Source organism: Treponema sp. R8-4-B8, assembly GCF_054786175.1.
The window spans coordinates 1-21,103 of sequence record NZ_BDHE01000007.1 but is presented as its reverse complement, the minus strand read 5'-3'; the positions used below and the strand labels follow the sequence as shown (position 1 = coordinate 21,103).

Annotated in this window: 17 protein-coding genes and 1 pseudogene; 14 read left to right on the top strand and 4 right to left on the bottom strand. The window is 41.4% G+C overall.

Translation table 11 applies throughout. The features are described 5' to 3' along the window. Positions 1-26 precede the first annotated feature (26 nt). The 4 genes from aspS (at position 27) to ACYVRA_RS02205 (ending at position 4,190) form a co-directional block, all read left to right on the top strand. Positions 27-1,766 carry an aspartate--tRNA ligase gene (aspS, locus tag ACYVRA_RS02220; protein WP_461251118.1) on the top strand — a complete coding sequence of 580 codons (1,740 nt, stop codon included), beginning with the start codon at positions 27-29 and terminating at the stop codon, positions 1,764-1,766. A gap of 92 nt (positions 1,767-1,858) precedes the next feature. After that, positions 1,859-2,692: an Rpn family recombination-promoting nuclease/putative transposase gene (locus tag ACYVRA_RS02215; RefSeq protein WP_461251117.1), complete on the top strand. Its 834-nt coding sequence runs from the start codon at positions 1,859-1,861 to the stop codon at positions 2,690-2,692. Between the two features lie 246 nt (positions 2,693-2,938). Beyond that, positions 2,939-3,730 carry an ADP-ribosylglycohydrolase family protein gene (locus ACYVRA_RS02210; RefSeq protein WP_461251116.1) on the top strand — a complete coding sequence of 264 codons (792 nt, stop codon included), beginning with the start codon at positions 2,939-2,941 and terminating at the stop codon, positions 3,728-3,730. Between the two features lie 70 nt (positions 3,731-3,800). Next, complete coding sequence (locus tag ACYVRA_RS02205; RefSeq protein ID WP_461251115.1) at positions 3,801-4,190, top strand: DUF6508 domain-containing protein; 390 nt, start codon at positions 3,801-3,803, stop codon at positions 4,188-4,190. Between the two features lie 308 nt (positions 4,191-4,498). On the opposite strand, the gene ACYVRA_RS02200 is transcribed toward ACYVRA_RS02205, so the two are convergent. Continuing rightward, positions 4,499-4,825, bottom strand: coding sequence for a helix-turn-helix domain-containing protein (locus tag ACYVRA_RS02200; RefSeq protein ID WP_461251114.1), 327 nt, complete (start codon positions 4,823-4,825; stop codon positions 4,499-4,501). An 86-nt stretch (positions 4,826-4,911) separates the two neighbouring features. After that, complete coding sequence (locus ACYVRA_RS02195) at positions 4,912-5,229, bottom strand: helix-turn-helix domain-containing protein (RefSeq protein WP_461251166.1); 318 nt, start codon at positions 5,227-5,229, stop codon at positions 4,912-4,914. A 144-nt stretch (positions 5,230-5,373) separates the two neighbouring features. Here ACYVRA_RS02195 and ACYVRA_RS02190 point away from each other — a divergent pair, with 144 nt between their 5' ends. From ACYVRA_RS02190 to ACYVRA_RS02150, 9 genes are all read left to right on the top strand, one after another. Beyond that, positions 5,374-5,559, top strand: coding sequence for a hypothetical protein (locus ACYVRA_RS02190; protein ID WP_461251113.1), 186 nt, complete (start codon positions 5,374-5,376; stop codon positions 5,557-5,559). A gap of 129 nt (positions 5,560-5,688) precedes the next feature. Then, positions 5,689-7,599, top strand: coding sequence for an SUMF1/EgtB/PvdO family nonheme iron enzyme (locus ACYVRA_RS02185; protein WP_461251112.1), 1,911 nt, complete (start codon positions 5,689-5,691; stop codon positions 7,597-7,599). An 88-nt stretch (positions 7,600-7,687) separates the two neighbouring features. Then, positions 7,688-8,152: a tetratricopeptide repeat protein gene (locus ACYVRA_RS02180; RefSeq protein ID WP_461251111.1), complete on the top strand. Its 465-nt coding sequence runs from the start codon at positions 7,688-7,690 to the stop codon at positions 8,150-8,152. Between the two features lie 472 nt (positions 8,153-8,624). Further along, positions 8,625-9,335, top strand: a complete 711-nt coding sequence (locus ACYVRA_RS02175) for a tetratricopeptide repeat protein (protein ID WP_461251110.1) — start codon at positions 8,625-8,627, stop codon at positions 9,333-9,335. Between the two features lie 93 nt (positions 9,336-9,428). Continuing rightward, positions 9,429-10,454 (top strand): flagellar motor switch protein FliG, encoded by a 1,026-nt coding sequence (gene fliG / locus ACYVRA_RS02170; protein ID WP_461251109.1) that lies wholly within the window; start codon positions 9,429-9,431, stop codon positions 10,452-10,454. Continuing rightward, complete coding sequence (gene fliM / locus ACYVRA_RS02165) at positions 10,447-11,718, top strand: flagellar motor switch protein FliM (RefSeq protein ID WP_461251108.1); 1,272 nt, start codon at positions 10,447-10,449, stop codon at positions 11,716-11,718. Before fliG ends, fliM begins: the two co-directional genes overlap by 8 nt. 120 nt (positions 11,719-11,838) lie before the next feature. Then, the gene (locus ACYVRA_RS02160; RefSeq protein ID WP_461251107.1) at positions 11,839-12,399 is read left to right on the top strand and encodes a hypothetical protein; all 561 of its coding nucleotides are present in this window, start codon (positions 11,839-11,841) and stop codon (positions 12,397-12,399) included. Between the two features lie 577 nt (positions 12,400-12,976). Then, a complete protein-coding gene (locus tag ACYVRA_RS02155) occupies positions 12,977-15,067 on the top strand; it encodes a glutamine synthetase III family protein (RefSeq protein WP_461251106.1) in 2,091 nt (696 codons plus the stop codon). Positions 15,068-15,278: 211 nt separating this feature from the next. Further along, the gene (locus ACYVRA_RS02150; RefSeq protein ID WP_461251105.1) at positions 15,279-16,958 is read left to right on the top strand and encodes an ammonium transporter; all 1,680 of its coding nucleotides are present in this window, start codon (positions 15,279-15,281) and stop codon (positions 16,956-16,958) included. Positions 16,959-17,057: 99 nt separating this feature from the next. Here ACYVRA_RS02150 and ACYVRA_RS02145 read toward each other — a convergent pair. Then, a pseudogene (locus ACYVRA_RS02145) lies at positions 17,058-17,669 on the bottom strand (master DNA invertase Mpi family serine-type recombinase). A gap of 167 nt (positions 17,670-17,836) precedes the next feature. Between ACYVRA_RS02145 and ACYVRA_RS02140 the strand changes: the two are divergent. Further along, complete coding sequence (locus ACYVRA_RS02140) at positions 17,837-18,379, top strand: hypothetical protein (protein ID WP_461251104.1); 543 nt, start codon at positions 17,837-17,839, stop codon at positions 18,377-18,379. Positions 18,380-18,955: 576 nt separating this feature from the next. On the opposite strand, the gene ACYVRA_RS02135 is transcribed toward ACYVRA_RS02140, so the two are convergent. Next, positions 18,956-20,887 carry a chitobiase/beta-hexosaminidase C-terminal domain-containing protein gene (locus ACYVRA_RS02135; protein ID WP_461251103.1) on the bottom strand — a complete coding sequence of 644 codons (1,932 nt, stop codon included), beginning with the start codon at positions 20,885-20,887 and terminating at the stop codon, positions 18,956-18,958. Positions 20,888-21,103: the final 216 nt, after the last annotated feature.

Genomic DNA, 21,103 nt, shown 5'->3' with positions numbered 1-21,103 from the left:
TGGCATAATAACACAAGAGAATCAATATGAATCAATACAGAACGCATACCTGCGGAGAACTGCGGGAAGAACATACAGGGCAAACCGTCACGCTTTCAGGCTGGGTGGATACAATCCGCGACCACGGCGGCGTAACATTTCTTGACCTTCGCGACCAATACGGCGTTACTCAAATTGTTTTACATGAGGAGTATAAATCTGGCAGGGAAAGCGTTATCACGGTAACGGGCGCGGTAAAAAAACGTGACGTTGAGACCGTCAATCCAAAAATTGAAACTGGAACCGTCGAAGTTCACGCCAAAACGCTGGTCATCCAGAGCAAGGCCATCCACTCTCTGCCGTTTGAAATAAGCGAATCTAAAAACACAAGGGAAGAAGTCCGTCTTTGCTACCGTTTCCTTGACTTGAGAAATCCCGAAGTGAAAAAAAATATTTTTCTGCGTTCAAAAGTAATCAGTTTCCTGCGGGCGAAAATGGAGCAACTTGGCTTTACGGAGTTTCAAACCCCAATACTGACATCATCATCTCCAGAAGGGGCGCGTGATTACCTCGTTCCCAGCCGCAAGCACCACGGAAAATTTTACGCACTGCCGCAAGCCCCGCAAATCTTTAAACAGCTTCTGATGGTTTCAGGCTTCGACCGCTATTTTCAAATCGCCCCCTGCTTCCGCGACGAGGACGCCCGCGCCGACCGCTCCCCAGGAGAGTTTTATCAGCTTGATTTTGAAATGGCATTCGCCGGTCAGGAAGATGTTTTAGAGGTGGCAGAAAACGCGATGTACGGCGTTTTTAAAACTTTTTCAAACAAAGAGGTAAGTCCCGTACCTTTCATAAAAATCCCCTACGCCGAATCTCTGCTCAAATACGGAACGGACAAACCCGATCTCCGCAACCCGCTTGTCATCACCGACTTAACTTCATTTTTCGCGGACGTTGATTTTCAGCCATTCAAAAATATCATTGTTAGGGGAATCGTCGCGGGCGGCGCGGCGTTGCAGTCAAAATCCTTCTTTGAAAAAATGCTCACCTTCGCCACGGAAATCGGCATGAAGGGGCTTGGTTACATTTCAGTTTTAGAAGACGGCAGTCTAAAGGGGCCAATCGTCAAATTCCTCTCAGAAGAAAAACAAAACACCCTCAGAAAAGACCTCGCTCTTAAAGCCAACGACACATTGTTCTTTATCGCGGATGCGCCCGCTAAGGTAAACAGTCTTGCCGGGCAGATTCGCGCGGCGTTGGGCAATCAATTAAATCTGATAGACAAAAATAAATTTGAATTGTGCTTTATTGTTGACTTCCCCATGTACGGCATAAATGAAGAAACTGGCGCGGTTGAATTTACCCACAACCCGTTCTCCATGCCCCAAGGCGGACTAGCCGCTCTTGAAACAAAGTCTCCCCTCGACATTTTAGCCTGGCAGTATGACATCGTATGCAACGGCGTGGAACTCTCCTCCGGCGCAGTCCGCAACCATCTCCCCGAAGTGATGATAAAAGCGTTTGAAATCGCCGGATACTCCCAAGCCGATATTGAGAAAAAATTCCCCGCCCTCTACAACGCTTTCCACTACGGCGCGCCTCCCCACGCCGGCATGGCTCCCGGCATTGACAGAATTGTCATGCTGTTGGCGGAAGAAGAAAACATCCGCGAAGTGGTAGCCTTCCCAATGAACAGCTCCGCGCAAGATTTGCTGATGGGCGCTCCCTGCGAAGTTACCGAACATCAGCTTCGCGAAGCGCATATAAAGGTGAGGCAATCGAAATAGAGTGATTTTTTTGAAGAAATTTCTCTCAAAGAAGCGCAATAATTTCCATATGTAGCATTGCCTTCGTCTGTTTTTTTTGTTATGCTTTTCTTATGGATTTTAAAATTCTTCCTCCCACGGACGACTGGATTTTTAAGCTTCTCTTTGGCGACGAGCGCAATAAAAGCATGCTCATCGACCTGCTTAAAGCCTTTGTTGAACTGCCGCAGGAAGAATACGAGTTGAGTTTTCTTGACACTTCCCTTAAACCTGAAAACGAGGATGACAAACTGGGCATTTTAGACGTGAAGGTTAAAACAAAAACCGGAAAAGTGATTGATATTGAAATTCAAGTAAATCCTGAAAGAAACATAGGGCAGAGGCTTTCGTTCTACAAATCAAAACTTATAGTGGAACAAATAGGCAAGGGCGAGCTGTATCATGTCATCCAAAAAGTAATATGTATTTGTATAACCAATTACGAATTGTTTCCGGAAACAAACGAATACGTAAACATTTTCAGGTTTACTAATAAGAATAACGGGCTTGTTTTTGAAGTGATCCCTGAAGAGATATATACCCTGGAATTACCGAAGGTTCCCGCGTTAAGCGACGGGAGCGCGGGCTGGGAATGGATGCAATTTCTGCGAGCCAAGCGGAAGGAGGAATTTGAGATGGTAGCGGTAAAAAATCCTGAAATACGGAAAGCGGTAGATACCCTGTACCAATTAAGCTCTGACGAACAGGTACAGGCAGAACACGAAAGGCGGCTAAAAGCCTGGCGGGATCGCGCATCCCAGCTTGAAGGTTCCTATCTTGATGGCATACAGGAAGGGATAAAGCGAAGTAAAAAGGATGATATTTTAAGAATGAAGGCTGATAATTTGCCTATAGAGCAAATTATCAAATACACCGGTTTTACTGAAGAGCAAATAAAGAGTTTATAATTAATTCCTCTTTGTGATCTTTGTACCTTGGTGATCTTAGTGTGAATTTTTAGGATTTAATTTATTATTTTGCCGCATATTGTAAAGCATTTTCTACGATTTCACCAAATGTCTGTTTCATTTCATTTATTATATCTTTACGGAACATCAGCTTCGCGAAGCGCATATAAATGTGAGGCAGTCGAAGTAGAATAGCAAATGAAATAAATATATGGTATAATATTAATAATATTGGAGTAGGAATCAATGTCTAAAGAAAAATTTATTATTGGGGCTGTTGCCGGTGATATTATTGGCTCGGTGTATGAATGGAATAATATAAAATCCATTGATTTTGACTTGTTTTGTCAAAAATCAAATTTTACAGACGATAGTGTTCTTACAATCGCGACAATGGACGCTATAAATAATAATAAAAATTATACAGAGGTTTATCAGGCTTTTGGAAGAAAATATCCAAATCGAGGTTATGGCGGAACTTTTCATTCATGGATATATTCAAAAAATCCAGAACCATATAATAGTTGGGGTAATGGATCGGCAATGCGAGTCAGTCCTGTTGGGTGGTATGGTGATAGTATTGGTGAAGTAATGAATGAAGCGAAAAAAAGCGCGGAAGTTACCCATAATCATCCTGAAGGCATAAAAGGGGCTCAAGCTACAGCAGTCGCAATTTATATGGCGCGAACTGGAAAAAAGAAAGATGATATAAAAAATTTCATAATCGATACATTTGATTATAATCTTGAGCGAAAAATAGATGACATAAGACCCGGTTATAAATTTAATGAGAGTTGTCAAGGCACGGTCCCAGAAGCAATTATTGCTTTTTTGGAAAGTACTGATTTTGAGAATGCCATCAGATTGGCAATTTCAATAGGAGGCGACAGCGATACAATTGCCTGTATTACTGGCGGAATAGCGGAAGCCTATTATCAAAAGATACCTGATAATATTGTTGAAAATGTATTAAGAATTTTACCGAAAGAATTGTTGAAAATCATAGAAAATTTTTCAATAAAATATGGAATAGAATAAATGAATACGCTGCCACTGCATACGGCAAGAACGATATAAACATGGTATATTTAAACTTGGGGGAAAACTTATGTATGATTTAACGACTAAAGAAATTAAAAAATTAATTAACTTGATAAAAAGAATTGATAATTTTAATGGCAAATGGATTGACTTGGATAAAAGTGATCCATTTGATACTTGGACAAATGCGCTGGCTCATGAAGCGATGCAATTTTTATATGATAATAAATTGATAATAGGATTTGACTGGAGTAGTTGGGAAGAAGGAAGGGAATTTTATAGAAATAAAGATGCAAGTAAATATAATAATTTAGACAGAGAATTTATTTTAAAACTTTTAACCGCAATCGCTCGCAATGACAGGTTTTATTCTGGGGCATGGGGTGAATTATTCGAGTCCGGTCAAGCGCAAATATTATTTAAAAAATTATTGGAAACATATAAAAATGGTAAATGATAGGGTATTAAAAATAAAATATTAAAGAAATACTTTGCCAATATACTAGTAGTCAGTAACATCTAAAACTTTACAAAGCATTATTCCCAAATTTTCTCTCGCAAAGACGCATCGAACCTTTGGTTCGCGGACGCGAAGGACGCAAAGTTCCTGTCCGATGACCCATTATTGATCTAAATATATTAGTTTAACTACAAATATTGGAGGAAAAATGATAATCTCACAAACAACAACCTTTGCGCCTTCGCGCCTCTGCGTGAGGTCTTCTTTGTAAATATTTAGCTGTTATAGAGTACTATCGCCTCATGTCATTTTGCCGCATATTGTAAAGCATTTTCTACGATTTCACCAAATGTCTGTTTCATTTCATTTATTATATCTTTACGGAGCAGTTCAAGTTCTTCTCTTGGAGAATAATCTATCAGGAAAAGCTCATACACTTTGATATTCATGGCCTCGGCTAGGCGTTCAAGAACCTTAGAGGCCGGAAATCTTCGGGCTATTTCGATCATGGCAAGGTATTGGGTAGAAATCCCGACCTTTTCCGCCAGTTTTTCCTGTGAAAAACCGCATTTCCGGCGATGATCACGCAAATTTCTCGCCAAAATATCCTGAATAGGTATCGTTTTTTCCATATTTGCCTATGAGTTAATAATATAATCTTTCCCTGCTTTAAAAGCAACAATACAGCAAATAAACAAAATAATTGAGTATTTTAATATTACGAATAACGCTTAAAAACTTCCGTCATTGCCAAATTCACGTTTTCTTTCATGTCTTCCGATAAAAGTTTTAACAATTTCTTATTTTTGCCAATTTCAAGGTTTGTTAAAAAAAGTTCGTTGACTTCCACCCCAAGGGCGCTTACTATTTTTGACAGCATATCCGGCTGGGGGTATTTGATGCCCCGTTCAATATTACTCAAAAAAGGAATGGAAATGTTCGCTTTTTCGGCCAAATTTGCCTGAGAAAGTCCTCTTCTGGCACGAAATATTTTGATATTCTTGCCTAAATTGTCCTTTATCGTCTGCCCGTCCACGTATCCATGTCCCCCCAATATCGAATTTTATTAGACAAAATATTCTTTATATTGACAAAATCCGATAAGAATCATATACTGTAGTCCTTATTGGATTTGGTTAAATTCTAACAATTTTAAGGAGTTTTTAAGGAGGAAAACAAAATGCAAAAACCACGCGCCGTACCGGGTTGGTGTCCTTTTTACGACCAACAAAACGACAAATGTTACTTGGCGGAAACTACGCCTTCGTCAGGCACTCGTGAACAGAAATGCAAGGCGGAAAGGAGCTGTAAGACTTGCGGTAACTATGAAGCATGGGCAAGCGGTAGAAATTATAGGGGGAAGTAGTAGAGATGTATTTGTTTTGTTAAACCGCCGGACGGTTTCGTTGTATGAAGCTAAACTGGTTGTTTATAAAACTGTCCGTTGGACAGAGAAATATTTGACGGCGGGAAAGACTGCAAAAGGAGAAAATGAATGCCATTTTACGTTAAGGATCAAGGCGACAAATTTAGCAGGACTTGTTGTGAAAATTTGAAAGTAGATGGTGAATACTTATCTTGTAGCAAATATAATAGACTACTTGATAAAATGAAAGATATTGGAGGGACTAATGTTTTTAAGAAAGACGGTTATATGTGTCTTAACTACAAAGACTTGAATCGTTTTTGTCCTTTAGAAAAAGAAGAGAAGGAAAAAGCTGAAAGAGAAAGCAGGGAACAAGTTCGTAAAGCAAAGGAGATCGCTGAAAGAGAGGCCGCCGAAAGAGCAGCCGCTGAAAGAGAAGCTGCCAAGAGATTGGCTGCCGAAAAAGAGAGAATCGAAAAGTTACGTAAAGCGGCAGAACAGGGAGATGCCGAGGCGCAGTACGATTTGGGTAAAATTTATCAACATGGTGGATATGCTGGTGTACCGAAAGACGATGCGAAAGCTCTTGAATGGTATTGCAAAGCAGCGGAACAAGGGTATGCTTATGCACAATATGAATCGGGCATTATATATTATGAGGATAAGAATAAGAAGATCAAGAAAAAAGGGAAACAATTAATCCGTAAGGCGGCGGCACAGGGAGTCAAGGAAGCGGAGGATCTTCTTAAAAGAGAGAAAGATAAAAAAGCGAAAGAAACATCAGCTTCAGTAGCGATGGTAATTATTGGCTTTTTAGTAACAGCTTTGATTATTGCTGTTTACCATTTTAGATTCATTTTTGGAGAGGATTATATAGTATTAGTGCAAGGTACAGTAACTATTCTATTTGGTATTGCCGGTGTTATAGTGGGTTTTAGTTTAGGCTATGGAAATAGTGGATTTTTATTTGCTTTATTTGGTGCTCTTCTTGGGGGGGTAATTGGAGTGGGGCTTGTTGGTTATTTATTAGTTGGCTGGCTCTTTTATTTCTTTGCAAAAATAGACATTTTGTGGATAATTATTAATATTGTTATACTTATTCTATCTATAAAAATACTTAAGAAATACTATGGAAGAAAGTCAAGAGCTTCTGTAGCGACGGCAATTATTGGCCTTTTAGTAGCAGTTTTGATTTATTCTATAATTATCAATGTTACACAAATGGGTATTCTTAAATCACAATCAACACAGTCTGTTGAAACTCAACTAGTAGCCACGCAAAAACTCCCTGCACCAGTCGGTTTTGTGTGGATAAACGGCGGAACCTTTACGATGGGCAGTCCCATTTCCGAAAAAAGACGTAATTCTGATGAAGTTAAGCATCAAGTAACGATAAGCTCTTTTTACATGGGGAAGCACGAGGTAACACAAAAAGAATACAAGGATGTGATGGGTACAAATCCAAGCAATTTTCAAGAAGACTATCTGCCGGTTTGGAGTGTAACATGGTTTAATGCGGTAGAATATTGCAATCGTTTGAGCAAACGAGAAGGATTGATTCCAGCATATATAATTAATGGGACAAATGTAGAGTGGAACCAAAACGCAACCGGGTACCGCTTGCCCACTGAGGCAGAATGGGAGTATGCTTGCCGAGCTGGGACAACAACTCCGTTTAACACGGGAAAAAACATCACAACCGAACAAGCGAATTATAATGGCTTAGCTCCGTACAATAAAAAATACAAAGGTGAAAACCGAAAAAAGGCAACCCCTGTAGGGAGTTTTGCGCCTAATTCTTGGGGTTTGTATGATATGCATGGGAACGTGATTGAATGGTGTTGGGACTGGGGCGGTGACTATTTGAGCTTGGCGCAGACTAATCCCACGGGCGCAGTCTATGGGAATGATCGTGTTGCGCGCGGCGGGGGGTGGAAAAGTGTAGGCTCTTCTATCCGTTCGGCCTCTCGTTGGTTTTTCAAACCGAGCATTGGGGTAGAAAGTGTTGGTTTCCGGCTGGCACGAAATTTAAACCCCTAATAATTTGGAGGTGTCTAAAAAAATCTACCGGATGCGCCCGTATGAGCGCACACCGGCTTTTTTAAAGATTTAATATAAGGAGGTTTTTATGAATGAAGATGCTTCAAGGTATATTTTACAAGGGTTTAAGTATCAATTTGATGGTGACCATAATGCGGCTATAAAAGAGTTTAACCGCGCAATAGAGTTGGACCCGAAAAACGATGATGCCTATTTTTTCCGTGGATGTGAATATTTCAATCTTGATGAGTTTGTTAAAGCAATATCAGACTATACGCAAGCCATAACTCTAAACCAAAAAGACAACTACTACCTTAACCGTGGGTATGCGTACATTAAGGAAAAAAAATTCAAAGAAGCACATTCCGATCTGGAAACAGCGTTGCGTTTAAACCCGGATAACAATGAAGCAAAAAATGAGCTGGCTCAGCTTAAGAGTATTGTAGAAAGACTCAAAGAAGCGCATTCCGATCTGGAAACAGCGTTGCGTTTAAACCCGGATAACAATGAGGCAAAAAATGATCTGGCTTGGCTTAAGAGTATTGAGTATTAAGGGGAAATAAAACCTTTATATGGAGTCTATAGAGTAACTAATTTTTGATTTAGTTTTTTTATAAAAACTAATACGGCAGGCGGCGTTCCTGTATTAACGTTAAAATATTTGTAATACGAAGAAAAAAGTATCGTTGATACCTCTTCGTAAGCAAAACTAAGAAAGGAGTGTTTATTATGGGATTTGATTCAGACGGGAAACCAGATTACGAAACATGGTTGAGAATGAAAGAAGGTAATAGTCCATACAGAGAATTGGAAGATGCTATCAATATATCTGTAGAGAATAAGTATAAAGGCACAACGTGCCCTCGGTGTGGAATGATGGGTACGTTGGTTACTAACCATATAATGGAGTGTAAGTATTGTGGGAATAATTGGTCAATTTATTCCTAGTATTAGAAAAATTACCGGATGCGCCCGTATGGGCGCACACCGGCTTTTTTAAAGTATTATTTTTTAAGGAGGTTTTTATGTCTGTTAGTGATTTTATAAATAAAAATATGAATGAGGGTATAGAGAGTTTGAAAATGAAAAAACATGATGAGGCAATTGAAAAATTTCAAGCTGCTTTTAAGGCCGCAGAAGAAGCAAGTCCCGGTTTTTATAAGAATCAGGAGATTTTAAAACTTATCGAAATGGCAGAACAGGAAAAATACTTTTTGGAACAGGCGTCTCAAGCGGCGATAAACGAAGCTGAAGCCGCGGCAAAGGTTTTGGGAATAAAAATTGAAGATATTGACAAGGTAATCGCTGAATACGCCGAAGACCTCAAACGCAATCCGAATGACGATTCCGTAAAAAAAGATATTGTCTTTGCCTATTACATACGGGGCGTAACTTTTACAGCTAAAAGAGAATATGTCAAGGCTATTGATAATTACAGCAACGCTCTAAAATATTCGCCGGATTTTGTTAACGCCTTACGAAGCAGAGGCCAATCGTATTTAGATTACGGTGATTTCGACAATGCTGTCGCAGACTTTGAAAAACTTAACCAACTTAGCCCTGATTGCAAACAATCCCTTGCCAACGCTTATATGCATCGCGGAATTGCGTATTATGAGAAAAAAGATTATAACCATGCGATTTTGGATTTTGAGAAAGCTTTGAAAATCAATCCTAATAACAATACCGTGCGTGAATTTCTTGAAATGGCTAAAGTTGAAAAGGCAAAACAATAATTGCAAAATATTTAAAAGTGGTGTATAATACTAATATGAAAATAATAAAATTCAGAAGAGAATTATGGGCAATTTGGAGAAGGACAAACAATTATGGAAGATCAGCAGGTTAAACCTTTTGACTTTATCAACCAAATAGATATAGCGCATTTATTAATCTTTATATGGAAGGAACATCCGCAGACCATAGCCCTCGTCCTTTCTTTTATGGAACCCGCCAAGTCATCAATAATATTACAAAATATGCCCAACGAAATTCAAAGCGATGTATTGAGGCGTATCATTATGATGAACAAGGTAAGCGCCGAAGTGGTGGGAGATGTTGAACAGGTATTAAAAGAAGAATTGTCAAAATTATCCAGTAGCTATTTTAACTCAGGCGGATTGGAAAGCGCTAAAATGATTATAAATTATATTGACAGCGCTTCTGAAAAACATATTATTGAGGCTCTGGAAGACGAAGATCCTGAATTAGCTGAAGAAATTAAAAAGCGGTTGTTCGTATTCGAAGACATTGTAAAGCTTGACGACCGCTCCGTTCAAAAAGTGATGCGTGAGGTAGACTCACAGGAGTTGGCAAAGGCGCTTAAAGGCGTGAATTCCGAAGTTCGGGACAAGTTTTTCAGAAATATGACCAAACGCGCCGCCGCTATGCTTAAAGAAGATATGGATTACATGGGACCAATACGGTTAAAAGATGTAGAAGAAGCCCAAAAGAAAATAATATATATTATCCGTTATCTGGAAGAGAGAGACGAGATCGTAATAGCCCGTGCGGAAGATAAATTAATAGTAGGAGAATGTATAAAAACTGAATTTGAATGGGAAAATCTTATTTCAATTGGCGATGATGATATTAGCAGAATAATAGCGGAAGCGGATTATCCAACTTTGCTTAAATCCTTAAAATTGACCAGTCTTGAAATAATAAAAAAAATCACAAAAAATATGGGATTTTTTAAAAGCTTAAAGCTAAGGCGGGATATACGGAGATTGAAAAACGTCAGCGTAAATGACGTGAAGGACGCTCAAAATAAGATTATATCAATATTCTTAAACCTGTCAGACTCCGAAAATGCAGAGACTAAGGCTGACAATATGGAGAATGATAATGACTGAAGTTTTAACTAGTGATGAAATAGATCAATTACTTACAGCGATAAATGCCGAATATACTAAACCTGATAATTCCAAGCCGGTGGATAAAACCAGAAAAATTAAAATTTACGATTTCAAACGGCCTGATAGATTTTTAAAAGAACAAATTTGGTGCATGAGCGTCGCGCATGAAACTTTTGCCAATTTAGCTTCCGCAAGCCTTTCGGCTATGTTGCAGAGTAAAGTCCAAGTTCACGTAGCCTCGGTTGATCAGCTTACCTATGAAGAGTTTATCCGCTCCGTTCCAACCCCCACGACTATGACTGTTATCAACATGGAACCGCTTAATGGCAGCGCTGTTTTGGAAATAGACCCTGCAATTGCTTTTTCTATCTTTGATCTGTTACTCGGCGGTAGTGGCGAAGGAACCAGACATCAACATGAATTAACCCGCATTGAAAAAACTGTAATAAAAAGAGCCGCAACCCGGCTATTAGATAATTTAAAAGAGACATGGGCTAAAATTATTGATCTTCAGCCTCAACTTGTTTACATAGAAACAAACCCGCAGTTTGTACAGATTGTTCATCCAACAGAAATGGTCATTCTTATAACTTTGGAAACCAAAGTGGGCGATATTGAAGGAATGATAAATATCGCTTATCCGTACCCCGTTATAAAAGGAGTGCTGGATAATTTAACTGCGGCATATCAGTATGGCGCCCAAGCGACCTCAATTAAGAAATATACATTGATTAATCGGGAATATATCCCAGTCAAGATGACTGCCGAATTATTTAATCGAAATTTCCCAATTAGTGAAATCACCGAATGGAAAGAAGAAAAGGTTATTTTGCCATTGCGCCGTCTTGCCTCAAATAATTGTTATTTATGTATTAACGGCAAGCGGTTATGGCAATGCGAAATTTTAAAAGAAGACAAACTGTTTCCTAAACAAATAAAAATTATCGAAGCGGTAAAAAATCCATTCGGAACGGAGAGAAAAAAAATGGAAATAAATAAAAACAATCAAACTGTAACGGATGTTTTGGCAATGGCGGAGATAAAAATCTCTGTTGAACTTGGATCAGCTTACAAGTCCTTAAAAGAAATACTTGAAATAAACAAGGGAACCATTATTGAGCTTGACACGCTAACTGGAGAACCCTTAGACGTGACCGCCAATGGAGTCCTTATCGCAAAGGGAGAAGTCGTGGTTATAGATGAGAACTTTGGAGTAAGAATCACAGATATTCTTGGTTCACCTGAAAAAACTGAGGAATAAGGTTGCATTAATTATTTTACTTTAAAATTTTTGTATTCAGTCTTCCATAAAACATAAGAAATAAGTAAGAGAAGATGACTTCTTCACTTTTTCCTTTTATACTGGTAAGATATAACCGTAATGAATGACAGCTCTGAGTTGCCTCGCCTTAAAGAAAAATCCCTTGCTCTTGCTTCTGCTTTATTCCCCCATGAACAATGGATACCCAAAGAAGACAATATTTGGGTAGCTAAAAGCCGCCTTGTTGAAGAAAAAAAAGAACCAAAAAAATGGGTAAGAGAGATGTCCCAAGTACGGATTTTAACCGGCAGGGGAAGCGTGGCGTATTTTTTACCGGAAAAGTTTATGCAGGGGGAAAGCGGGAATATGTGTGCTGATTTGGTACTAAACGGGGAAGTTGTGGAAATGAAGACCATATCAGGTACCAGAACGACTTTGGGCGGTAAATTTAAGCATGGATACAAACAAGGCGCATTATTAGTAAAAAACTGTACTCTTACTAGAAAACACTCAGTGTTTATTAGATTGTTGTCTGATATATCTATTGGAAGTGTTAAAGCAAAAATAGCGGGGGAACTGAAATACCGGCATGATGAAGGGGCGTTAATCTGCTTTTTCGAGAAAACCGGAGAGCTATACACATGGTCTTATGAGGAACTGCGAGCAATAATAGGCCATTAACTACAAAAAAAATCGCCCGGTTCCACGAAGCGAAACCGGGTTCGGCAAATGAGGCTATTTCGGGCTTTCAGCCCACCGCCGCCTCATTCAGTGGCGGTCCCTCGGACAAAGTCCGGCGGGGATAGTTTGAATATAGCCTGTTTTTAGCTGACTGTCAACTAAAAAATGACCTTTAATCCTCATTGCTAATTCCCACCAAGAGGCAATTGAAAAATTTCAAGCTGCTTTTAAGGCTACCGAAGAAGCAAGTCCTGGTTTTCCTAAAAATAAGGAAATTTTAGAACTTATCGAAATGGCAAAACAATAAATGTAAAATATTTATGGAACCTGTAAAAGATTTAGTCAGCGTTTGTGATAATAGATTAGGTAACAATTAACACATTCTCTTCCCCCTTTGTGTCCTTTGTGTGAAAATTTTTAGAAAAAATACTTGACAAAAATACTACTTTTTAATAATATTTACCCAGGATAAACAAAGGCGTTTATCGGTAGCTGGTTTTGTCCATTTTACCGGTGAGCGCTTTTTTTATAAGCAAATCACCTATAACAGGAATTTTATTTTTTGGAGGAAATTAAGATGAAAGACATTCCAAGTCTATTTGGCAGTATGGTTTTTAACGAAACTGTCATGAGGGACAGGCTTCCTAAGGATGTGTTTAAGGCATTAAAAAAGACAATGTCAAAAGGCACGCATTTGGAGCTTGATATTGCCAATGTTGTCGCCAACGCTATGAAAAACTGGGCGGTTGAAAACGGCGCAACCCATTTTACGCACTGGTTCCAGCCCATGACCGGCACGACGGCGGAAAAGCATGACAGCTTTATTTCGCCGACAAACGACGGGAAAATCATCATGGAGTTTTCGGGGAAAGAGCTTGTCCGCGGCGAGCCGGACGCGTCAAGTTTCCCATCGGGCGGCATACGCGCCACTTTCGAGGCAAGGGGCTACACCGTTTGGGATGTAACTTCTTTCGCGTTCATCAAAGACGGGACTTTGTGCATCCCAACAGCGTTCTGTTCGTACTCGGGCGAAGCGCTTGACAAGAAGACTCCCCTGCTCCGTTCAATGGAAGCGATCAGCAAACAGGCAATCCGCGTTCTTAAGCTATTTGGCGACACGACCGCGCAGCGCGTCCTTACAACCGTCGGTCCCGAGCAGGAATATTTCCTTATCGATAAAGAAGTATTTCTTAAACGCCCCGATCTGATTTACACAGGCAGAACTCTGTTCGGCGCAAAACCGCCAAAAGGTCAGGAGCTTGAGGATCATTATTTTGGCACCATCAAACCGCGCGTATCAGCTTTTATGAAGGAGCTTGACGAAGAACTCTGGAAACTTGGCGTGTACGCGAAAACAAAGCACAACGAAGTCGCTCCCGCCCAGCACGAGCTTGCGCCAATCTTCACAACGACAAATATCGCTACAGACCACAACCAGTTGACGATGGAACTGATGAAAAGCATCGCGGACAGGCATGACCTTGTTTGTCTGCTTCACGAAAAACCGTTTGCCGGAGTGAACGGAAGCGGTAAGCATAACAACTGGTCAATCAGTACCGACACCGGCATAAACCTGCTTGAGCCGGGCGATACGCCGAATGATAACGCGCAGTTCCTTTTGTTCTTAGTAGCGGTCATTAAGGCTGTGGACGAGTATCAGGACGTACTGAGGGTTTCTGTCGCGAGCGCTGGAAACGATCACAGACTCGGCGCTAACGAGGCGCCTCCCGCTATCGTTTCCATGTTCCTCGGCGAAGAACTGACTGAAATTATCGAAGCTATTGAATCAGGCAAAGGTTATAAAAACAAAGAAAAACTCGACATGGAAATCGGCGTATCAGTCTTGCCGCACTTCCCCAAGGACACGACAGACCGCAACCGCACATCGCCCTTCGCGTTTACCGGCAACAAGTTTGAGTTCCGTATGGTTGGCTCGTCATTCTCAATTGGCGGACCAAATATCGTATTAAACACAATTGTCGCCGAGACTTTAAGCCAGTTCGCGGATTCTCTTGAGAAGTCGAAGAACTTTAAGGGAGACCTTGCGGCGTTGATAAAGAAAACAATCAGCGAACACAAGCGGATCGTTTTTAACGGCAACAACTACGCGGAAGAATGGGTAGTCGAGGCGACGAAGCGCGGATTGTCCAATCTGAAAACCACAGTTGAAGCGCTTCCCGCGTTTATTTCCAAAAAGAGCATAGAGTTGTTTACCAAGCACCATGTTTTTACCGAAGTGGAAATTCACTCGCGGTATGAAATACTTATGGAAGCGTATTGCAAAACTATCCATATTGAGGCGCTTGCTATGGTGGATATGGTCAAGGGAGATATTTTCCCCGCCAGCGTAGACTACCAAAATGATTTATTAAAGCTTCTTCAGAAAAAGAAAGCGTTGGGTTACTATGATTCTTCGCTGGAGGAAAATTTGATAACTAACATTTCAAAACTATCCGCCAGTCTGCTTAACAAATTAACGACGCTTGAAAAAGCGATTTTGGAAACTAAAGAAGAACGCGGTATTGCGGACCAGGCGAATTTCTACCGTGAGAAAGTTTTCGCGGCAATGGTGGAACTTAGGATTGACGTAGACGGGCTTGAAACGATTGTGGCGAAAAAATATTGGCCGTACCCGAATTACGGCGAGATACTTTACAGCGTTGTGTAAGCATGTGTAAGCGACATTAAAACGTCGCTTACACACACGCTAAACGACATTAAAACGTCGTTTAGCGTAGCGGTTTACGGGCGGCGTAGCCGCCCTACATTCCGCCGTTGGCGGAACGTCGTAAACCGCCATTGGGGATTATTTTTTATTTTTGCACACAAAGGCGTGTGTTTTTATAGCACATGCCTTAATTTTTTGTTAGGAGGATTTTATGGAGTCAATTTTTTCTTCAGTTGACACAATGTGGGTACTCATAGCAGCCGCTCTTGTATTCTTTATGCAGGCTGGTTTCGCTATGGTAGAAACGGGCTTTACGCGGGCCAAAAACGCCGGAAATATCGTCATGAAAAACTTGATGGATTTCTGTATCGGCACCCCAACCTACTGGCTGGTCGGGTTTGGGATAATGTTTGGAACCGGTAAAGTTATCGGCAGCATCGACTTTATGGTCAGAGGCGATTATGCCGCGGCTTTGGATTTATCATTTCCAACGCCTGCTTTACTGATCTTTCAGACGGTATTCTGCGCGACAGCGGCAACAATCGTCTCTGGAGCGATGGCGGAGCGGACAAAGTTTTCGGCTTACTGTATTTACAGCTTCCTCATCAGCGCCGTGATTTATCCCATCTCAGGCCACTGGATATGGGGCGGCGGCTGGCTTGCGGATCTCGGCTTTCATGACTTTGCCGGTTCTACCGCGGTACACATGGTCGGCGGCATAGCGTCATTGGTCGGCGCGGCGATTGTCGGTCCCCGTATCGGCAAGTATTCAGAAAAAGGCGAGTCGCGCGCGATTCCCGGACACAGCCTGACGCTCGGCGCTCTTGGCGTTTTCATTCTCTGGTTCTGTTGGTTCGGATTTAACGGCGGTTCTACCGTTTCCATGACAGACGATAATATCGTGTCAGCCGCCAGTATCTTCGTTACGACAAACTTGGCAGCAGCGACTGCGGCGGTCTTTACCATGTTCATTACATGGATCCGCTACAAAAAGCCTGATGTATCTATGACACTGAACGGCGCCCTTGCCGGTCTTGTGGCGATTACCGCGGGGTGTGACGCGGTATCTCCGTTCGGCGCGTTCTGCATCGGCATCGCGGCGGCGTTTGTTATCGTATTCGGCATAGAGTTCGTTGACAAAATATTAAAGGTTGACGATCCTGTCGGAGCAATCGGAGTACACGGTCTTGCCGGAGCGGCAGGAACAATTCTTACCGGCTTTTTCGCGCTTGACGGCGGACTGTTTTACGGCGGCGGATGGGCGATGGTTGGAATTCAATGCCTTGGCGTTGTTTCAGTAGCCGCGTGGGTTGGAATAACCATGTGCATCATCTTTACGATAATCAAGAAAACAATCGGACTGCGCGTTGCGCCAGCCGAAGAAATTGCCGGTATGGATATTACCGAACACAACATCGAAAGCAGCTATGCGGACTTCATGATTGCTACGGCAGTAGCAACGGATTCCGCATCCAGCGCTGAAGCAGTTCCCGCTAGCGTGGCAATTCCTGTTGTAAACAACTCAAAGCCCGGCGCGAAGATGACAAAAATTACAATCATTACCAATCAGAACAAACTTACAAGGCTTCATACCGCGCTTGACAGCATCGGCATTACAGGCCTTACGGTTACCAACGTTCTCGGTCATGGTATGCAAAAAGGCCATACCGAATATTACCGCGGCGCTCCTGTAACCATTAAACTGCTTCCCAAAGTTCAAATTGACATAATCGTATGTAAAATACCGCCGCAAACAGTAATAGACACAGTGAAAAAGGTATTGTATACGGGCAATATTGGCGACGGCAAAATATTCGTTTCGGATATTGAAAATGTCGTTAAAGTACGCACGGGAGAGCAAGGATACGACGCTCTGCAAGATAATGAATAAAAAACTGTTTGTAAACTATTGCTGATTATATTAGTAATAAAAAAGCGGCTGGAGTTTCCAGCCGTTTTTTTTTACAAGTATAGGCGCGTAAACGCCATTTCAATGCCGCTTACAACAAATCATTCTTTCTTTCAGAAAAGCGGCCACAGTCATTCTGCTAACGCCGTATATCCTGCCTATCGCAGATTTTGAAAACTGCCTTTCAAGAAGTAATTTTATATCCTGCTCACGTCCGGAAAGTTTTACACATGAAGATTTCTTGCCGTAAGGCCTGCCCAAAATTTTGCCTTCGGCGCGTTTACGCGCAAGAGCTTCCTTTGTTCTTTGAGAGAGCAACTCACGTTCAATTTCAGCCGACAAGCTGAAGGCAAACGCCAAAACTTTTGATTGGATGTTGTCACCTAACCTGTAATTGTCTTTTATTGTCTATATTCTTACTTCATTCATCATTAACTGGTTAAGTATCGACATGATCATAAAGAGATTTCTTCCAAGCCTTGATAATTCCGAACAGATAATTAAGTCGCCTGACTTTACCTCTTCAAGAAGCGAACCCAAGCGCCGCTTGTCTAGCGTTTTACATCCGCTTATTGTTTCTTCAATCCATTCATCAATTATTAAATTGTTTTTTGAGCAAAACCGTTCTATCTCAAACCGTTGATTATCAACCGTTTGTTTGTCAGTGCTGACTCTAATATAGCCATATGTCATCGCTATACCTCCAAATTATTATTATGACCGCATAAAAAGGTCTTTTTACTTATCGTCTAAAAAGCAGTTCATATGACGCTTTTTCGATTTGTATGGGAAACAGGCGCATTAAATATCAATTTCTGTTCCAACAATCGCAATAAAAAGAATAAATGATACCACGCGTTATGCCGATAATAAAATGGGGGTGTACCATTAAAAAGCTGCCAATTTTTATTTATGCGTTGTTAATAACAATGTCACTGTACGCGCAGGAAGAAGTAACCGTAAAATTACAAGACTTTACATGGGGAACAAGCATTGAAGCGTTTAAGGCTAAAATGGGCAATCCTGTTCATGTTGAAACGTCAAACGGTTTTCAATCGTTAATTTACAAAGATATATCCGTAGCGGGATATCGCGCGTATATGGTCGTGTATTTTTCCAAAAATGGACTGGAAGGCGGAGCTTATTATTTTGACACTAATAATCTGGAAGAATTGATGAAATGCTATACCGCCGTACAAGATGATCTTATAACGCTGTACGGTTCTACTCCGCCGTCTGCGGGACGTTTAGAAAGATTACTTAACGAGATGCGGACCTATGAATCTTGTTGGGAATTGCCAAGCGGATATATTCACTTAAAAGTCAACACGCGCAAAAGTGATCCTGTTACTCTTTGGATTTCATTCCCTACGCTTACAAAAATTTTAGACGGTAATTCATAGGGAAAATTCTACCACGAACTACTACATGATGTATGCCCAAGGAATTTATTTAGTACAGTCAGGGCAGGCTGCACTCAAGGAATTATTAGGCATACATCTTCAAGCAGTATTAGCAATGAGCAATTAACAATTAGCAATAGACACTACCCGTAGTGTTTAAATTTCGCATAACGGCACTACTAGTCTGTAACAACTAAATGTTTACAAAAAGACCTCTCGCAGAGGCGCAGAGGCGCAAAGGTTGTTGTTCGTAGGATCGTCGTTTTTCCTTTAAGATTTGTTGTTAAAATTATATATATTGATCAATAATGAGGCATCGAACAGGAACTTCGCGTCCTTTGCGTCCTCTGCGTCTTTGCGAGAGAAAATTTGAGAATAATGTTTTGTAAAGTTTTAGATGTTACTGACTACTATGAAAAAGTGGTGTCGGTTACTCCTGCGCTACCTTTTTTGCTTGACCGAAATCGAAAATATTTTTTTTTAAAGTTAAATTAAAAAGACCACCGCTACATATAGCGGTGGTCGGCTGTTATGGTACACTATGGAATTTGGGTGTCAGTAACCCGTGCGCTTTCTTTAAAAACTATCAGCCGTTACACCTCCAACAGTGAATGTACCATCATCAGATTTATATACATTTGGTCCATTTGGTGCTGTGTTGCTGTGAATATTAGCTTTCACTTGTTCATTTAATACACTGAAAGTTCCTCCGATATTAATATATACACCACCACCATAATTACCAGCAGAATTGTTTGATATTTCTCCTCCATTCATGATGAACACAGAACCGACATTGCCAACAATAGACACTCCACCACCCGTGTTGCCTGATGTATTGTTTTTAATTGAAGCATTGCCACTCATCGTAAGCGTAACATAGTTTAACATCCATATACCGCCACTCCTTACATTTCCAGTTGAACTATTACCAGAAATTTCCGCATTATCTTTTATCGTTATAGTTACAGAAGCTCCAGATGAATCACCAGAAGCATACATACAACCACGAATACCATTACCAGTAAGTTTAGAATTTCCTTCCAAATCAAGACTGCCACCGAATAATACTCTAATTAATGGGTTATCATTATCCATTTTTCCTTCCAATGTTATGAAGCCGTTAATTATTAATTTCGAGCTACGAGCGTTACTAGCATCTTCCCCCCCAACACTAAAAAGGGCTCCATTACTCCCAAGAGTGATTTTTCTTTCAGTATTTCCATCACTTGTTATTGTAAGTGTAGTATCATCCTGATTAAGTGTTTGTGGAGCGACACTACTTAAATCTTCACCAATAACAAGTGTGTATTCACTTCCACTATTTGTATTTACATAAGAAACAGCTTTTTCAACAATGTTATTTCCAGTTTCATTTGTTAAATCAATAGATGTTGGAGTTATCCATTTTGCCTTTAGGGTAACATTGGCTGTAACTATATCTGTAGTAAAGTTCCATGCAGAATTGTCAATTTTTTGCCATTCAACAAAAGTACAAGTAGTTGGTGGAGTTCCTGCATATAATCCAATTGGTGAATATATTTTAATTGGGTCTGTTGGTTTATTTACAGTACCACCTTCTACTACGGTTTGTGTAGTATTAGCGGTTCCATTGTCTGCGTTAAAAGTTACAATGTAGGTCTTAATAGTATAAGTCGCCGTCATCACCGCGCTGTTGGTCATGCCTTCTTTAACCGCTACCGCTTTCAATGTCAGCTTGCCCGCCGTTATGACGGGCTTGGCGCTGTCGCTGTAGAGGGTGCTTGCCGTGCTTGGCTCCGTCCCGTTCTGAGTGTAGTAAATCGCCGCACCTGCGGTTGCGCTTGCAAGGGTGATTGCCGTGTCGTTTGCGACTACTCCGCTTGCGGGCGTTGCGGTCGGCGTGGCGGCTGTCTGCGGCGGCGTTAGCGTGTAAGTTTCCGTCATTACCGCGCTGTTGGTCATGCCTTCTTTGACGGCTACCGCTTTCAATGTCAGCTTGCCCGCCGTTATGACCGGCTTGGCGCTGTCGCTGTAGAGGGCGCTTGCCGTGCTTGGCTCCGTCCCGTCCTGAGTGTAGTATATCGCCGCCCCTGCGGTCGTGGTTGCAAGGGTGATTGCCGTGTTGTTTGAGACTTCCCCGCTTGCGGGTGTTGCGGTCGGCGTGGTAACGGTGTTAGGCTGCGGGTTATTGACAGTAACGGTACACGTTGCCGTCTTGCCGCCGTCCTGTGTTTTTACGGTGATGTTCCCGCTTCCGGCTGTTTGGGCTTTTACTTTTCCGTTTAACACCGAAACGACCGATGGCGCGCTTGACGACCATTCAACGTTCTGGTTAGTGGCGTTGCTCGGCGCGACGGTGGCGGTTAACGTTATTTCATCGCCTACGGTCATAGTAAGGGCGGTCTCATTTAATGTGACGCTTGCCACTTTAACCGTTGAATCGGGTTCTTTACAAGCGGTTAAACCGCCGATAACGCCTAGAATGGCTATAATAGCCGCCAAGGTCATTAATTTCCGTGTTTTCATACGAATTTCTCCTTTTTTTGTTGTTTTATATGAAAAAGCCTTACTATAAGACTTATTTCCGAGGATATTGGGAAAATAGAGTTTAAATTTCGTTGTTTTTTTACTTTTAGGCTGGTATGGAATGGGGGGGGGGGGGGGGGGGGCAAATAACCACCCCGCCCCCAGCGGCGGGCGGAGCACCAAAAAAAAAACCCCCCGCCCCCGACACCCACCCCC

What these genes read in the sequence shown, in the direction of transcription:
- aspS (WP_461251118.1), top strand. Translation starts at nt 27, where the DNA reads ATGAATCAATACAGAACGCATACCTGCGGAGAACTGCGGGAAGAACAT.
- ACYVRA_RS02215 (WP_461251117.1), top strand. Translation starts at nt 1,859, where the DNA reads ATGGATTTTAAAATTCTTCCTCCCACGGACGACTGGATTTTTAAGCTT.
- ACYVRA_RS02210 (WP_461251116.1), top strand. Translation starts at nt 2,939, where the DNA reads ATGTCTAAAGAAAAATTTATTATTGGGGCTGTTGCCGGTGATATTATT.
- ACYVRA_RS02205 (WP_461251115.1), top strand. Translation starts at nt 3,801, where the DNA reads ATGTATGATTTAACGACTAAAGAAATTAAAAAATTAATTAACTTGATA.
- ACYVRA_RS02200 (WP_461251114.1), bottom strand. Translation starts at nt 4,825, where the DNA reads ATGGAAAAAACGATACCTATTCAGGATATTTTGGCGAGAAATTTGCGT.
- ACYVRA_RS02190 (WP_461251113.1), top strand. Translation starts at nt 5,374, where the DNA reads ATGCAAAAACCACGCGCCGTACCGGGTTGGTGTCCTTTTTACGACCAA.
- ACYVRA_RS02185 (WP_461251112.1), top strand. Translation starts at nt 5,689, where the DNA reads ATGCCATTTTACGTTAAGGATCAAGGCGACAAATTTAGCAGGACTTGT.
- ACYVRA_RS02180 (WP_461251111.1), top strand. Translation starts at nt 7,688, where the DNA reads ATGAATGAAGATGCTTCAAGGTATATTTTACAAGGGTTTAAGTATCAA.
- ACYVRA_RS02175 (WP_461251110.1), top strand. Translation starts at nt 8,625, where the DNA reads ATGTCTGTTAGTGATTTTATAAATAAAAATATGAATGAGGGTATAGAG.
- fliG (WP_461251109.1), top strand. Translation starts at nt 9,429, where the DNA reads ATGGAAGATCAGCAGGTTAAACCTTTTGACTTTATCAACCAAATAGAT.
- fliM (WP_461251108.1), top strand. Translation starts at nt 10,447, where the DNA reads ATGACTGAAGTTTTAACTAGTGATGAAATAGATCAATTACTTACAGCG.
- ACYVRA_RS02160 (WP_461251107.1), top strand. Translation starts at nt 11,839, where the DNA reads ATGAATGACAGCTCTGAGTTGCCTCGCCTTAAAGAAAAATCCCTTGCT.
- ACYVRA_RS02155 (WP_461251106.1), top strand. Translation starts at nt 12,977, where the DNA reads ATGAAAGACATTCCAAGTCTATTTGGCAGTATGGTTTTTAACGAAACT.
- ACYVRA_RS02150 (WP_461251105.1), top strand. Translation starts at nt 15,279, where the DNA reads ATGGAGTCAATTTTTTCTTCAGTTGACACAATGTGGGTACTCATAGCA.
- ACYVRA_RS02140 (WP_461251104.1), top strand. Translation starts at nt 17,837, where the DNA reads ATGCCGATAATAAAATGGGGGTGTACCATTAAAAAGCTGCCAATTTTT.
- ACYVRA_RS02135 (WP_461251103.1), bottom strand. Translation starts at nt 20,887, where the DNA reads ATGAAAACACGGAAATTAATGACCTTGGCGGCTATTATAGCCATTCTA.